At 35.1% G+C, this 14,714-nt stretch carries 15 protein-coding genes; 9 read left to right on the plus strand and 6 right to left on the minus strand.

The features are described from left to right. From CO050_01620 to CO050_01630, 3 genes are all read right to left on the minus strand, one after another. Window positions 1–2,496, minus strand: a 2,496-nt coding sequence (locus tag CO050_01620) for a hypothetical protein (protein ID PJC31890.1), incomplete at its 3' end; no start/stop codon positions are given. A 50-nt stretch (window positions 2,497–2,546) separates the two neighbouring features. Beyond that, window positions 2,547–2,858, minus strand: coding sequence for a DUF86 domain-containing protein (locus CO050_01625; GenBank protein ID PJC31891.1), 312 nt, complete (start codon window positions 2,856–2,858; stop codon window positions 2,547–2,549). Window positions 2,859–2,964: 106 nt separating this feature from the next. Beyond that, window positions 2,965–3,393 (minus strand): nucleotidyltransferase, encoded by a 429-nt coding sequence (locus CO050_01630; protein PJC31892.1) that lies wholly within the window; start codon window positions 3,391–3,393, stop codon window positions 2,965–2,967. A 51-nt stretch (window positions 3,394–3,444) separates the two neighbouring features. On the opposite strand from CO050_01630, the gene CO050_01635 reads away from it, so the two are divergent. The 4 genes from CO050_01635 to CO050_01650 are packed head-to-tail and all read left to right on the plus strand — an operon-like array spanning window position 3,445 to window position 8,874. Beyond that, the gene (locus tag CO050_01635) at window positions 3,445–4,497 is read left to right on the plus strand and encodes a hypothetical protein (GenBank protein PJC31893.1); all 1,053 of its coding nucleotides are present in this window, start codon (window positions 3,445–3,447) and stop codon (window positions 4,495–4,497) included. A gap of 24 nt (window positions 4,498–4,521) precedes the next feature. After that, on the plus strand, window positions 4,522–5,001 hold the full coding sequence (locus CO050_01640; protein PJC31894.1) for a hypothetical protein: 480 nt from the start codon (window positions 4,522–4,524) through the stop codon (window positions 4,999–5,001). 13 nt (window positions 5,002–5,014) lie between these two features. After that, a complete protein-coding gene (locus tag CO050_01645) occupies window positions 5,015–6,667 on the plus strand; it encodes a hypothetical protein (protein ID PJC31895.1) in 1,653 nt (550 codons plus the stop codon). Between the two features lie 8 nt (window positions 6,668–6,675). Continuing rightward, on the plus strand, window positions 6,676–8,874 hold the full coding sequence (locus CO050_01650) for a DNA translocase FtsK (protein PJC31896.1): 2,199 nt from the start codon (window positions 6,676–6,678) through the stop codon (window positions 8,872–8,874). A 16-nt stretch (window positions 8,875–8,890) separates the two neighbouring features. Here CO050_01650 and CO050_01655 read toward each other — a convergent pair whose 3' ends face one another. Beyond that, window positions 8,891–9,184 carry a hypothetical protein gene (locus CO050_01655; protein PJC31897.1) on the minus strand — a complete coding sequence of 98 codons (294 nt, stop codon included), beginning with the start codon at window positions 9,182–9,184 and terminating at the stop codon, window positions 8,891–8,893. 149 nt (window positions 9,185–9,333) lie between these two features. Between CO050_01655 and CO050_01660 the strand changes: the two genes are divergently transcribed. Continuing rightward, window positions 9,334–9,726, plus strand: coding sequence for a hypothetical protein (locus CO050_01660; GenBank protein PJC31898.1), 393 nt, complete (start codon window positions 9,334–9,336; stop codon window positions 9,724–9,726). Window positions 9,727–9,776: 50 nt separating this feature from the next. Next, window positions 9,777–10,703, plus strand: a complete 927-nt coding sequence (locus CO050_01665) for a hypothetical protein (protein ID PJC31899.1) — start codon at window positions 9,777–9,779, stop codon at window positions 10,701–10,703. A 456-nt stretch (window positions 10,704–11,159) separates the two neighbouring features. Here CO050_01665 and CO050_01670 read toward each other — a convergent pair whose 3' ends face one another. Then, window positions 11,160–12,167, minus strand: a complete 1,008-nt coding sequence (locus tag CO050_01670) for a hypothetical protein (protein ID PJC31900.1) — start codon at window positions 12,165–12,167, stop codon at window positions 11,160–11,162. Between the two features lie 14 nt (window positions 12,168–12,181). On the opposite strand from CO050_01670, the gene CO050_01675 reads away from it, so the two are divergent. The 3 genes from CO050_01675 to CO050_01685 all read left to right on the plus strand — a co-directional run bounded on the left by CO050_01675 (window position 12,182) and on the right by CO050_01685 (window position 14,224). Then, a complete protein-coding gene (locus CO050_01675; GenBank protein ID PJC31901.1) occupies window positions 12,182–12,439 on the plus strand; it encodes a hypothetical protein in 258 nt (85 codons plus the stop codon). Between the two features lie 43 nt (window positions 12,440–12,482). Next, the gene (locus tag CO050_01680) at window positions 12,483–13,289 is read left to right on the plus strand and encodes a hypothetical protein (protein ID PJC31902.1); all 807 of its coding nucleotides are present in this window, start codon (window positions 12,483–12,485) and stop codon (window positions 13,287–13,289) included. Window positions 13,290–13,555: 266 nt separating this feature from the next. Then, window positions 13,556–14,224: a hypothetical protein gene (locus CO050_01685; GenBank protein ID PJC31903.1), complete on the plus strand. Its 669-nt coding sequence runs from the start codon at window positions 13,556–13,558 to the stop codon at window positions 14,222–14,224. A gap of 217 nt (window positions 14,225–14,441) precedes the next feature. On the opposite strand, the gene CO050_01690 is transcribed toward CO050_01685, so the two are convergent. Continuing rightward, entirely contained in the window at window positions 14,442–14,711 is a 270-nt protein-coding gene (locus tag CO050_01690; protein ID PJC31904.1) for a hypothetical protein, read from the minus strand. Window positions 14,712–14,714 lie beyond the last annotated feature (3 nt).

Here is a 14,714-nt window from a genome sequence, read left to right on the forward strand (position 1 = left end):
TGTACGATCTTTTTTTATTTTTTTTATGTATGTTTCAGCCTTTGGAAAAGCGGCAATTAATTTCTCATCTATTATTTTATCAATATTATTTAACAGTTCTTTGTTGCTTTTCTCTTGCCTGTCCTGCGTGTACTTATTTTCATTAAATAATCCCGCATAGGTGGATCCAAAGATAGTTTGCCCCTTTATTTGATAATAATCCATTAGTTCATAACTTGAATCTATAAGATTATTTTCAGCATCTCCTACAATTCCAAGAAAGATTGAATCATTCTTTCTAAAAAGTCTACAATGGTAATCTGATGAGGCTGGGTGATCTGAATTTTTATATACCCAACCATCTAATAAGTTATTGTAATCAAAATTCAACTTTACTTTTTCAGTCTCTTCCGGTCTTTTGGTAATGTAGTTTCTGATGGCGTTAAATAGTGGCACGATCTGATTATCTTCTTTAAATTCTGTCACGACTGTATTAAGAAACCCAGATGTCACTCCTTCGGGTACACTAAACAAAGCAAAGTACCTATTTATATCTGAAATTCTGGTACAGTATTCGTTGATAGCTTTTTTGCATTCAAAATCCTTTGCACGTTGCAGTTTTTGTTTATTCTCAATAGCCTTTTTAAGATCGGTGAACGCCGATTCAAATTTTTCCTGCTTCTTTTCAAAACTATCCGCAATATCTTGAGTAAAGTTTTCCTCAGAGAATTTATTAAGGAGTAACTCATCAACTCTTTCTCTCTCTTTTTGTGAATTTTTAAGAGATTGCTTCGTGGCTTTTATCTTCTCTTTATCCTCTTGCTCTCTTTTGGTTAAAAAAGCTCTTCCGTTCAATAATGAATCTAGTTCAAATTTTAGGAATGAAAGAAAATTCTCAAAATTTCCTGATTCTTCTTTGTAAACCCCTGCGTTTTTCAATAAATCAATATTTGTTTTGGAAGGATACTTGTAGTCACGGCAAAACCAGCCGTTTTTTATCGTTTCTATGAAATTTTCAACTGTCTCTTTATTCAGCAACTCCTTGATTTCTAGGAGCGAAATAGCAACTTTGGATATCCCCTCTTTATCTTTAAATTCACTGTCTTTTTTAGCTTGATCTTCATCCACAATATTATTTTGTTGGTAATATAAATCTCTTATATATGACCATGAACCAAAATATTTATTACAGAAATAATGTAGTTGATTTTCATTGAGTTGGATATCTTCAAGATTGTATTCTATTTTTCCCTGTAGGAAGGTTTTTATACCTTTTATTTTTTCTCTTGAAAGAGTAGAAAATTCTTCCAGTCCTTTTATAAGCTCGTCATCATCCAGTATTTCGTAGACAAAGTAGTCTTCTTCGCCATCTGGTTTATCTGTTAAGAGTAGTTGTTTTTGAAGCGTCTTGAGGTATTTGATATCTGAATTGGGTTTTTTATTTTCATTAAAGAATTTATTTAGTTCGACGATCTTGGCGTTATATGTATTGATATCGGTTTGCAATAAACAATGAACGTAAAACTCCGGCGTAAAGATGCTAATCCCATCTTCAATATCTTTATTCTGAAAATCTTCTGTTTTTAGATTTTTTTTATTTGTCTCTGCCCAAATAGAATTCATAACAAAAATTTCAAAATTTTCATCCAATATGCGGGTGGTAATTTGCCCTGCATTGGCTTTCCTTATCTTTATATCATTTTCTATATCACCTTCATCTACTTTTCTGCCATCATCTTTATAGAGGTTACCTCTGATTTCATTAAAGTTCTTGAAGTATGTAGACCAACCTTGGAAATATTCGGTTAATGTCCCTTTTCTCAACTCTTCTTTTTTGAGATATTCAATGTTATTTAGTGCGTATAGATTATTACCATCCTTATCATTCTTTACTTTTTCTTTTATGTTATCGTTCTTAATTTTCTTGGCAAGAATCAGCAAAACATTTTGTGAGAGTAAAATATTATTCTTTTTTTGCTTTTCATCTTTGTTATCTTGAATTTTTTCGTTTTCATTGAGATTATCTTTCAGCCAATCATAATAATCTTCTGCGGTCTTTTGAAATAAACCACCTTTACCGTCTTTATTTCCAAAGAACTTTACTAACCTAGCTTTTTCTTCGTTAATCCCTTTGGCAAGTTGAGATTTTTTGTTGTCATCTTTCTCTTTTTCAAAGTCTTTATATTTTTCAAACAAACTTGAGAAGTTAAGACTATCATTTACTTTCGCTTTACCCAGTGCGTCTTTAATAAACAACTTGTGAAGTTCAGTTAGATAATACTTCAAGGCTCTGTATCGTTTCTTTCGCTCAATATCTACTTCAAAAACATCTTGTTTGTTTTCGTTAAAAAATTTTTCTATTTTATCCTGTCTTTGAATTTGATCTCTGTTCTTATAACCCTTTTGATAAAAAATATCTTTCTCCTGTTTTTCAGTCAGAATAGGAATCAAAGAAAACCTCAATGTTTTTATGAGGGAGTATTGTTGTGTAAAATGCGAAAAAAGGTTTTCGGACATTTAGGTAATAGGTAAAAAGTAATATTTCAAAAAAATAAATTGTGCTGTTTTCATTGTAAAAACCGCGCTACGCTTTTAGCAAATATATCAAAATCACCAAGGTGGTTATTAATTTTATCTGCCACTTCGTCATAATCTATTTCCATATAGTCATGCACCAGAATGTTGCGAAAACTTGCGACAGAAGCAAATTTTCTTGAAAATTCTAGCTCAAGCACATGTTCTCTACCAAGAATTTCTATAGCCTCTCGTCCGTTTTGAGGCATCTGGAAACGCTGATCAGATATAACAAGCTCGCAAATATCTATACATGCTTCAGAAGCAAGTTGTAAAAATCGCTCCGCTTTAGCTCTTTTATTGATATCTTCCTATAATTCTTTTCCAGTTACTCCTTGGAGTGACTGCAAAATAACAAGATACTCTCTTAACTTTTCTAGTCTTAAATTAGCTTTGTCTATTGCATCTATATTATTCATACTGTAATCCTTTCTCAGCTATTGTGGCAATGCTTATTTCACTATGTCTTCTTATATATGGTAATCTATCAAAGTACTCAGACATTACTCGATGCTCAAAATTAATTCTCTGAGAATCATTGTTAGAAACAACATCTTTCCGTGGCAATATTGCAGAATACTGAAGCTGTATTGGGGCTAAATTTAGATCTATTACATCTATTTCATCGTGTTCTAATATCTTTCCAAGCTCACCTATATATTCAAGCCGCTTAGCAAATCGTTCTTTCTTACCAGTGTTTTTTTTGAAAAAAACACCAAAATCATAATCGCTTTGAAAATAAGACTTGTTCGTCGCTTGAGAACCAAAAAGATACACCATTTCAACTGGCTCATCAGAAAAATACTCCTTAATTTGTGTCATTTTTTTATCAGATATCATAACTACATTATATCACTTCATACGTAACCAAAGACGTGTTATTATACAGACATGGATCAACAACCTATCCAAGAAATTCTAAAACTACAACAAACCATAGCTAATACCAAACTTCCCGAGGATCTTAAAGAGAAAGTTAATCTATTACTACAACGTGCAGACTCAGCATTAAAGTACTCAGGTAAATCAGACACTTTGGACTCCGTAGAGCAATATATTGAGCAAGTTATCCGTATTCCCTGGTTTACTCAAACTCAAGACAGTCTTGATTTAAATCAGGCATCCCAGATATTACACAAAAGCCATTATGGCCTAGACCCGCTAAAACAGCGCATACTTGAATATATAGCCGTAATGAAACTAAAGCAGCAACAGCAAAGTGGTGAGAGTGCTATGCGTGCACCAATTCTCTGTTTTGTCGGACTAGTTGGCACTGGAAAAACTACCATTGCCTACTCAATAGCCGAAGCTATGGGCAGAAAATTGGTACGTATCCCTTTTGGTGGTATGGGGTCTGCATTAGATCTAAGAGGGCAATCGCGCCAACACGCTGAAGCTGAACCAGGACAAGTTATCAAAGCGCTACAAAGAGCGGGAAGTTACAACCCCGTTATATTGCTTGACGAAATTGATCGAGTAGCTGAGGGAGCCCGCACCGACATCATGGGAGTCTTAGTCGAACTATTAGACCCGGAGCAAAATGCCGCTTTTACTGACCACTATATTGATTATCCCGTAAATTTAAGCAATGCCTTATTCATAGCCACCGCTAACAATACCAGAGGAATATCTACGGCGGTTATGGATCGACTTGAGCCAATTCAGATGCCATCATACTCAGACGCTGAAAAAATCACCATCGGTAGAGACTATGTATTGCCACAAGTTATCCAAGCTTCTGGACTTCAGCCTGGACAATTGACCATTGATAACTCTGTCTGGCCTAATATTGTGCGACCACTAGGATACGATGCAGGTATAAGAACACTAAAACGCACAATTGGTGCTGTTTGCAGAAAAGCTGCAAAACTTATCATCGAAGGATCAGTGGTTTCCGTACGCGTTACTCCAGAAAATATCAAACAGTTTGTTCCACAGGTATAGTTGTGCTAAAATAAGGTCATCCACATGAAGATTGCCGTAATTTCGGACATACACGACGCTAAAAAAAAGCTTGTATCAGTTCTCAAATCTATTAAAGAACAAGAGTGTAACATGATATTTGCACTCGGTGATTACACCACCTTAGAGACGTTTAAGCTCATTGCATTAACCGGAATACAGATCTACGCTGTTTTTGGAAACATGGACGAAGAAAATGACAAAATTGAGAGCTGGATCCGCAAATCTACGAAAGATATTAATCTACGCCGTGAGATGAATCGAGTTCAGATAGAAGAAGAAAATTATGCACTCACACATTATCCAGAAATTGCTGAAAAACTATTAAAAAGCGGTATGTATGCACTGGTACTATATGGCCATACCCATATTGCAAAACAAGAACAAGATGAAGAAACATTAATGGCTAATCCTGGAGCTGTTAAAGATGGTACATTTGCCATATACGACACTAAAACAAAAATATTTGAAGTTAAATCTATTTAAATCTACAAAATAAATGAATTCTATTCGCATTATTCCTCTAGGTGGCTCAGACGATGTAACACGCAATATGTATGGTTATGAATACCGCCAATCGGGTACGGTTACCGACATATTACTCGTAGACTGCGGTATTGGTTTTCCAGACGCTTCCATGCAAGGGGTCGACTATATTATTCCAGATATTAGCTACTTAGAAGATAAACTAGATAAAATTCGTGGACTGGTACTTACACACGGACACATGGATCACATTGGAGCCCTTAAATATATTGCACCTCTGCTCAAGAATCCTCCACTATACGGAACAAGACTGACAGCTGCGCTAGCCGAAGCAAACATGCGAGAATTTGGATTACCAAATATTGTCAAAGTTGTAGATAATGACCAAAAATTAAATCTTGGTCCCTTCAAAGTTTCATTCGTACACGTTACTCACTCAATTCCAGACGCAGCGAATCTAGTAATTGAAACTCCAATAGGTAAGTTTTATCATGGTTCGGATTATAAATTTGATTGGTCTCCAATTGATGGACGACCAACTGAAGTAAATAAAATCGTAGCAGCTGCTGGAAATAATGGCTTCTTATGTCTACTATCTGACTGCGTACGCAGTGAAAATTCTGGATATACTCTCTCGGAGAGAATAATAGACAAGCATCTTTATCAAGAACTACAGCAAACGGAAGGGAAACTTATCTTTGCCACTTTTTCTTCCAATATCTCTCGAATACAACAGGCAGTAAATGCAGCAGTTAAAAATAACCGTTTATTCTGTTTTCTTGGTCGTAGTATGCGAAACAATGTTGAAGTGGCAAAACGCCTAAAGTATCTCCAATATCCAAAACATTCCGAAGTTAAAGAAAACATGCTTGGAAATATACCAGATAACAAACTTGTACTTATTGTTACCGGTAGCCAAGGAGAACCAAATTCAGTATTAGCTCGCATTGCTAATGAAGATCACAGACGAGTTACTACCACCTCCAAGGATAGAATTATTATTTCAGCCGATCCTATTCCAGGTAATGAGACATCTGTAAATAGCATAATCAATGCTTTTAGTAGTAGAGAAACCGAAGTCGTGTATACAGATATTCATGATTCTATGCACGTATCTGGTCACGGGTCCCAGGGAGATATAGCTCTAATGCTGGGACTTACAAAGCCCAAATACAGCATTCCTATTGGTGGAGAACATAAACAGATGGCTCAATATAAAAAGATTGCAATCGGCATTGGACTCAACCCTAAGAGCATTTTCATACCTAAAGGTGGCGACACTGTCACATTCGATCAAGAAGGCAAGGCGTATATCGACACACCAATCGACTTGCACGATGTAATAGTTGATGGATATGGTATTGGAGATATAGATAGCAACGTATTAAATGACCGCCAGCAACTTTCTCAGGAAGGATTCGTCAATGTGGTAATATCTTCAAATAACATCACTCTCATTACTCGAGGCTTCATTTTTCACGGAGAAAAGGAATCTAAGGTTCTTTTTGATGAAGCTAGATCTATCGTAGCTAGCTTATTAAATAAGCAAAACGGGGATTATAAAGAATTAAAAAGTAGAATTACAAAACAACTAAAACAGTTTTTCTATGAAAAAACTGGTCGTAACCCACTAATTCTTCCTGTAATCATACAAAACAAGGTATAATTAACGTTATGGTCCACCGTAAACGGAAAAAATATCGTAGACGAAAAAAACTACTTAACTTTAAACCTAAACAAGACACAATATATACTCTTATAGCAATTGGTTTATTTGCTGTAGCAGGTATTATCTTTTTTTCATTGAGAGACAATAGCTCTCCATTAGAAGTTGTACGCACAACTATAGTTGAATATATTGGCTGGGGAATAATATTAGCTCCAGTCATCCTAATATCCATCGGTCTCTTGCTGTTAAAGCTTAAATTTAGCTTGACACGACCTAATGTTACGATGGGGCTCATATTAACAAGTATTTCAATAATAAGCTTAACGAAAGCTGGGCGAATTGGCGCAGATGTATTCGTCAATATTTCCTCATTTATTTCTACAATCGGCGCATTTTTCTTACTTCTTCTGTTCACAATTGCAGGATTAATGATTCTATTTAATACTTCACTTGATAAAGTTATCATCGTGGCAGTAGATGCTCTTGATTACCTTAAAAAATTATTTGGAGCCGGATTTTTCTTTGACATAAAAAACGTATTTGAGGAAAAAACACCAGCTTTTGATAGCGCAGTGCCTAGTCTAAAAATTAAAGGCGGAAATGATGACACTAATTCATCGGAAAAAGAAAGTCAGCCAATTCCCGAAACACTTGAACCATCACAGTCACCTACCATTCCTCGAACTATTCCAATAGATCCACAAAACAGCTCTAACAATGGTTCAATATCCACAGTCTCAGCTATAGTAAATACCCCTGAAGCTATTGCTAAAAAATGGAATTACCCGCCATTAAATTTATTAGAAGATATGAAGACACCAAAAGCAGACTCTGGCAATGTTAAGGAAAATGCAGATATCATAGAACGCACCTTGGAAAGTTTTGGAATAAAAGCAAAAGTAACAGAAGTAAATATTGGTCCGGCAGTTACTCAATACGCTCTTAATATTGCCATGGGAACAAAATTGTCTAAAATTACTTCTCTTTCCAACGACCTAGCGTTAGCACTCTCTGCGCCAACTGGACAGATAAGAATCGAAGCTCCAATTCCAGGAAGAAACTTAGTCGGAATTGAAGTACCCAATCTTACACTACAGTTTGTAACTCTTAAAAAGATGCTTTCAGACAAAGTCATGCATAATTCAAAATCTAAATTAACTGTTGCATTGGGTCTGAATGTAGCAGGTGAGGCAATGACGGTTGATATAGCAAAGATGCCACACGTTCTTATTGCGGGAACAACTGGAGCAGGAAAATCAGTACTGCTAAACGCATGGATAACATCTATTCTTTACCGTACAACCCCTGCAGAAGTACGCTTAATTTTAATAGATCCTAAGCGAGTTGAACTAACATCATATAATGGAATGCCACATCTATTAACCGAGCCTATTGTTGAACCGAAGGAAATCATTACTTCTTTAAGGTGGTCAGTAGGAGAAATGGAACGACGCTACAAAATATTCGCTCAAGTTGGAGCACGAAATATTGAGTCATATAACGAACATGCTGGTTATCAAGCCATGCCATACATTGTAATTATTATTGATGAACTTGCTGATCTCATGTCATTTGCTGCTTCTGAAGTAGAGGACTCCATAACACGAATTGCCCAGATGGCACGTGCGACAGGTATTCACTTAATCATTGCAACCCAAAGACCATCGGTAGATGTTATTACAGGATTAATGAAAGCAAATATTCCATGCAGAATTTCGTTCAGCGTTTCAAGCTCTATAGATTCTCGAGTTATTTTAGATTCAGTTGGCGCTGAAAAATTACTAGGCAAAGGAGACATGCTGTACATTCCTCCAGATCAGGCAAAACCAACACGCATTCAAGGTGTGTTTGTCTCCGATCAAGAGGTTAAGCATTTAACAACGTTCCTGCGCAGTGTAGAAACTCCGATTGAATATACCAACGAAGTGGTTGAAAATGCAGACAAAGTAAGAAGCGATGGCGTTGTTATGAAAGCCGCTGGCAGCAATAATGACCCTCTATTTAATGACGCTTTTCAACTAGTCTGCTCTGCAGATAAGGCATCAGCCTCTTTGCTTCAACGCAAGCTCTCCATAGGCTATGCTAGAGCTGCAAGGATTTTAGACCAACTACACGATGCAGGCATAGTTGGAGCTGCTGAAGGATCCAAGCCAAGAGAGGTATTAGTCCGCAACCCTGATCTAGTCAACGACCAGAATATATAGAGTCCAACTCTATAATTTATTTCTTAACTACTCCAGAAAAAAGCCTAATAGCTGGTCGTTCTTCTTTCTTATATATAATTGGTATTCCTAAAAGTTGACCACATTTGCACTTTAGTGGCTTTTTTGGTAGCTCTTTAAATATTCTGTCAAAATATAATCTTTTTAATATCCCCGCTCCATCCTTTTGATAATCAAATAAGTACTCCCCACACTCAACACAATGCAACTTAATAATCCTCGACCACCCACCTCTAGCTTTCTTATATCTATCACTCTTGATCTTATATAATTCTTTACCAAAAACAACCACCTTATATTACTTATAACATATCTTGTCCTCACATTTTAACCACAAATAAGTATTGCTAGAATTCTAAATTTAAAACAATAACAACTAAACAAGAACCACAATAAGTATATTGATGTAACACCAATAGTATTGGTACAATATCTTTCATCATGGGATTTGAGAAATTTATAAACACCAACAAAAGAACAGAGAGTAGAATAACAATTACAAAATTTAATTTATTTGGCTTTCCAACAAAGTTTTACGAAGAAAATATCATGGATAAGTACAACCATGTTGTACTCTATTGGAATAAAGTAGAAAGGGAAATAGGTTTACATTTCATAAGCGACGAAAATGAAAAATATAAGTTTAAAATTATCCACAACAAAAATGGGTACGGAGGTCAAATTATTGCTACAAGTTTTTTTAAAGTTAATGGAATTGATCCCTCGGTACACAGGAAAAGATATGATTGGGAAAAGAAATACGTGGATGGAATTGGAGAATTATACATAATTAAGTTATCTCCGAACAACAACTTTTCTGCCAAGGAAAACTAACTATAACTGGTTATTCTAAGACAGAATATATGTAAAGAGATTCTGTTAAGATGGCTAGCAATCTATTTGAAAAAGACATAGAAAGAGAACTAAATAAAGTTCATAATTTGATACCTCTACCAGCTAAGTATAAATCTATAGGTATATTAATAGGATTTATATTGTTCACCATTTTGAAATTTTTTAACCCACAAGAAATAAGTAATAATAAAAAGGAAATAAACCAATCCAGTGTTCTAGGAGATAATAATTTCATTACATACAATCAAAATGTAACTCCTATGCCCTCGCCAAACATAACAGAAAACAATTGCTATGTTGATAGCTGGATTCCCTTTGATGCACATAATTGGATAGGGCTAAATTACCTCTTCAATGAAATAAACGGAATTTATTCTCCCAAAAAAGTAGGTGGGGATACAATAATAATTGATTCGGTAGCTTCATATAATAAACCTTGCAAAGGTCCCGTTGATTTTAAGATAAAATTTATTCCACGCTCAAACAAACTGATTAATCTTAACTTATATTACGGAACATGGTTTAGATGGGAAATTGGAGGAAATGATCTTCGATCTGTTAGATTATATAAAAATGAAGATGGCTGTTCCACAGCTTTCAAAGGTATAGATTCAGTAGAAATACCAAATACATATCTTACAAATATGGATAGGTTTACAACTGGTGAACCAATAACCGCAACTATGTTCGTATATCTTACAAAAAAAGGTACTTTAAAAACTGAGCTACTATTTGCATATAAATCTGCCATTACTAGAGAAAATATATCAGTTACAGGTAGATTTTTTCATGAATTTGACGTATCAGATTCATGCAGTAAGAATAATGAACTCCTAGATATCACAAAAGATTCACAATTAATTGGAGTGGGATTAATGCCTAGTAAAGGTCAATTTTCACATCTTGGAGAGTTACCAAAGGTAGAATTTATTGAATTTACCGTAGCTAAACCATAAATAATCTGTACATTCCAGGAATGTACTAAGTTGACATATTAGGTTATGAAAGGCTGGACCTTTCATATTTCGCTTACCCCATCTCACTTGTCTCTTCATAAGAAAACTTAGAAGAAATAGCCTGAATATAGTTTTGTAAAATATCTTGCATTGCAATCATTTTAACACTAGCTAGAAGAATTACACTCACGCTCAACTTAAGGCTAGACCTTCCATTTCATGTAGGGTCTAGCCTTGTTTCGCTCTTTTTTACTCTTCCAGTTGAGATATTTGATCAAATGAATATATAAATCCGGGCCCTGTATTTTTCAACTATTAATAGTATCTATATAAAATATTTGCTGTCTGATATTCGCAAAGAGTCAATAATCTATCTGTTTCTACCATTTGGACCGTATTTTAACACCAATAACACGAACCATTAATCTAGCCTTGTTTCGCTACAACTTAATAAGGTTACTCTTCCAATTGAGATTTTTCTTCTGATCCACCTAGAGCCTTGGTGGTTTGGATTCGCTGACCAAGCTTCGAGAAGCTCCCTGTGACCATATTAAGCATATTAGTAGCATTTGTAAGATGTTTCTGTAGAGTTCCCATGCCGACCGATACATCCTCATATTCTTTTTCAATTGAGCGCAAGGAAGCCAAAATTTGCTGAGCCCTTTTCTCTATTTTTTCTCCTTCAAAACTCATCAAAATCGCTTGCATATATGCATAAAAAGTAGTAGAAGAAACAGGTAACACGCGCTTCGTGCCAGCATACTCAAACAAATCTGGCGAATTTACTACTTCATAGTATACAGATTCAGAGGGAATATACATCAAGGCATAATCAATTGTTCCTTCTTCGGTTAATATATACTTCTTTGAAATATCCCGAATATGTTTGCGAACATCATTGGTAAATATTTTCTTATAGTTATTCGTCTCTTCCTCCGTTTTTGCTGTTGCTAATTTGCGAAAATTTTCAAGAGGAAATTTGGAATCAATTGGAATTAATCCATTACCAGTTTGAATTGCCGCATCTACAATAGCCCCTGATTTGAAAGCATATTGTAAATGAAATTTTTGCTTAGGCAGTAGTTCTGTTAATAACTCACTCAAAACCTGCTCACCTATGTTCCCACGCAACTTTGGAGACCGCAAAAAATCCTGCAACTCCTTCATTCCACGCCCAATTTCAGACATTTCACCAATATTATGCTGAACCTTACCAATAACTTCAGCCGCTTTATCCAGTCGCTCGTTTAAAGAACGGGTATTCGTCTCCATTGACTGACTAAAGTTCTTCCCCTGCTCATCCATTCTAACATTTGTAGATTTAAGCCATGATAATAGCTCATCAGATGGCTTTTGTTGTTTACTTAGATCCCCAAGCCACTTTCTAACCAAGAAAGCAAAAATAACAAAACCAATAATTATTATCCCTATAAGAATTAAACTTTGATCCATTGCAATAAGCATTATACAATGTATATATGACGCGAAGACAACAAATTACCCAAAAAAAAATTAATCCACTCTATTTTGGTTTGGTTTTATCAGGTACCGGTTTTTTATACATTTTGTTTAGAGTCACGCCATCTTCTCAACTTGTTATATCAATTGAACTTATACTCCTTTTTTTGGTTCTATATTTCATCCTCTCAATCATAAATCACAATAAACAAATTAGCTTGGTTTTAAGCTTAATTGTCTCCATTTTTCTAACCATAAAATTCCTGCTCAACCACTAAAATCTTCATGGTAAAATAGCACTCTTAACGTCGTAACAAACCTATGTTTACATCTATAATAACCGACTGTAGTGATGATAATGCCTTAAACCGGCAGGTAACTCGGTATTCAAGTTTATTAGATACTCCCGTATCTGTCGTACGATTAAAGTTCTTTGGTTCAGAGGGAAATGGAGAATTAGAGGGAGCCGGTAATTTAATAGACACTATCGATGCCACAGGAGGCGCTCCTGGAGTTGTAATAGTCAATACTGCACACCGGGACGGTAAAGGTAAAAAATGGCCCAATGGAACCCCGTTTGGATATTTCTTTTACAAAAAAACACTGATCATAGCAACTATAGACGGGTACTGTCTGTCACTAGCTAAAAAATTTAATCTTACAAAAAGCATTAAACTTACAGATGTACCAACTGTAATAGATGCGATGATTAAAAAAGATCTCCACCAAGAAGAATTTAGAAAACTTGTTGTAGACAGTCAATTTCGAAGTTATGAATATGTTCCCCGCTTAGCCAAGTGGATTACTGATGGTATAGAAATACCTTCAAAAGAGTATTCCATCTCTAAAGTACCAGATGCACCCAGATGCATTTGGTGGGTCGACAATTTTGGAAACACAGTAACGACCATTCTACCACAAGAAATTGGCCACAAACCAGGTAAGAAAATTAAAACTAAATACGGTGTGTTTACCTGTTATGACAGAATGAAAGACGTACCCAATGGAGAAACGGGCTTGATCATCGGAAGCTCGGGACTTGGGCTAGATAGATTTATAAGCCTCATAATTCAAGGACAAAGCGCAGACAAAAAATATAATATAAAATCTGGCTCCCCTCTTTTTTAGTATACTTAAAGTATATGGCAAATAATTATCATCAAATTTTCCGAAAAGAAAGTTTAGCTCAATTAAAAACCCAGGTGCAATTTAATCTGCTCGGAAAAAGAAACTTCGCAACTCTTCGCGTATAGAAATTAAAATATCTTACAAAACCTAAATAAGAACTATTGAATAGAATATACTCAAAACGAGATACTGAATTCGCCACACTAACCCATCAACACCCGGTGTTAACACCGGGTGTTGATTAAAATTATGATATACTATATTATATGCCTTACCGAAAAGAACCTCTTATAATCGGCCAATACTACCATATATTTAACCGAGGAATAGATGGAATGACTATCTTCAAAGAAACTAGTAATTATAGTAGGTTTATGGAACTTCTTAGCTATTATAATCATGTAAATCCTAATAAAACTTTTTCGGTTTACAGTAAATCTATACCCTCAATACAACAAAAGATTCTCTCAAGTTTAAATAGTAAAAAACAACTTGTAGAAATTCTATGTTTTTGTCTTATGCCAAATCACTACCATTTGATTCTACATCAATCACAAGATAACGGAATCTCAACTTTTTTAAGAATTATACAAAATGCATATGCTAAGTACTTCAACACTAAGTACAAACGGAGCGGTCCATTAATGCAATCAGCATTTCAGGTTAGATTAATAGACAGCGACGAAAAATTGTATCATGTTTCTAGATACGTTCATCTTAATCCTTCAACCGCCAATTTAGTTCAAACTGACCAGCTTCAAGATTACTCAATGTCTTCGTATCCATCATACATCGGAAAAACCAGTCTTTCTTTTATATCAACAAGTCTCATACTGAACAACTTCCATACAAGAAATAATTACAAAAAATTCGTCATAGACCAAGCGGATTATCAAAAAGAGTTAAAACATATAAAAGATCAAATAATTGACTAGTTAGATCCATCAACACCCGGTGTTAACACCGGGTGTTGATTAGAATTTATCCTTAAATTCTTCCCACTCCTTCTCAAATTCTTTTACATCTAATCCTTCATCCATTATTTTTTTGCCTGCATTCTTGGTATACATGTTTATTAAAAAGAACTAAATCAATAATCTTAGATACAGCTTTATCTTGTCCATGAAGATTTAAACCATACTCATTATTTTTTTAGACCATGTAGAAAATATCCGCCTCGTTATGCTGAATTACCACTTCAATTTCTACCAGATCATGACAAATTATCATCTGCAACAAGTGAGCTATATTAATTTTTTGCTTAATATATGGGACAAGAAGAATTCCCATCAAAGACATGCGCCATGAATGTTCAGCAACAGACTCTTGTCTACCATCAGATAGCCAACTATGTCTAAGCTCTCTCTTTAACCCTTCAGCTTTATGGAGAAAATTCAAAATCTGGATAAAGTCTGCATCCATGAC

This window comes from Candidatus Roizmanbacteria bacterium CG_4_9_14_0_2_um_filter_38_17, from assembly GCA_002788855.1.
GTDB lineage: Bacteria > Patescibacteriota > Microgenomatia.

Excerpts from the sequence above, each read along its gene's own strand:
- CO050_01630 (PJC31892.1), bottom strand. The coding sequence starts at position 3,393 with ATGATATCTGATAAAAAAATGACACAAATTAAGGAGTATTTTTCTGAT.
- CO050_01635 (PJC31893.1), top strand. The coding sequence starts at position 3,445 with ATGGATCAACAACCTATCCAAGAAATTCTAAAACTACAACAAACCATA.
- CO050_01640 (PJC31894.1), top strand. The coding sequence starts at position 4,522 with ATGAAGATTGCCGTAATTTCGGACATACACGACGCTAAAAAAAAGCTT.
- CO050_01645 (PJC31895.1), top strand. The coding sequence starts at position 5,015 with ATGAATTCTATTCGCATTATTCCTCTAGGTGGCTCAGACGATGTAACA.
- CO050_01650 (PJC31896.1), top strand. The coding sequence starts at position 6,676 with ATGGTCCACCGTAAACGGAAAAAATATCGTAGACGAAAAAAACTACTT.
- CO050_01660 (PJC31898.1), top strand. The coding sequence starts at position 9,334 with ATGGGATTTGAGAAATTTATAAACACCAACAAAAGAACAGAGAGTAGA.
- CO050_01665 (PJC31899.1), top strand. The coding sequence starts at position 9,777 with ATGGCTAGCAATCTATTTGAAAAAGACATAGAAAGAGAACTAAATAAA.
- CO050_01670 (PJC31900.1), bottom strand. The coding sequence starts at position 12,167 with ATGCTTATTGCAATGGATCAAAGTTTAATTCTTATAGGGATAATAATT.
- CO050_01675 (PJC31901.1), top strand. The coding sequence starts at position 12,182 with ATGACGCGAAGACAACAAATTACCCAAAAAAAAATTAATCCACTCTAT.
- CO050_01680 (PJC31902.1), top strand. The coding sequence starts at position 12,483 with ATGTTTACATCTATAATAACCGACTGTAGTGATGATAATGCCTTAAAC.
- CO050_01685 (PJC31903.1), top strand. The coding sequence starts at position 13,556 with ATGCCTTACCGAAAAGAACCTCTTATAATCGGCCAATACTACCATATA.
- CO050_01690 (PJC31904.1), bottom strand. The coding sequence starts at position 14,711 with ATGGATGCAGACTTTATCCAGATTTTGAATTTTCTCCATAAAGCTGAA.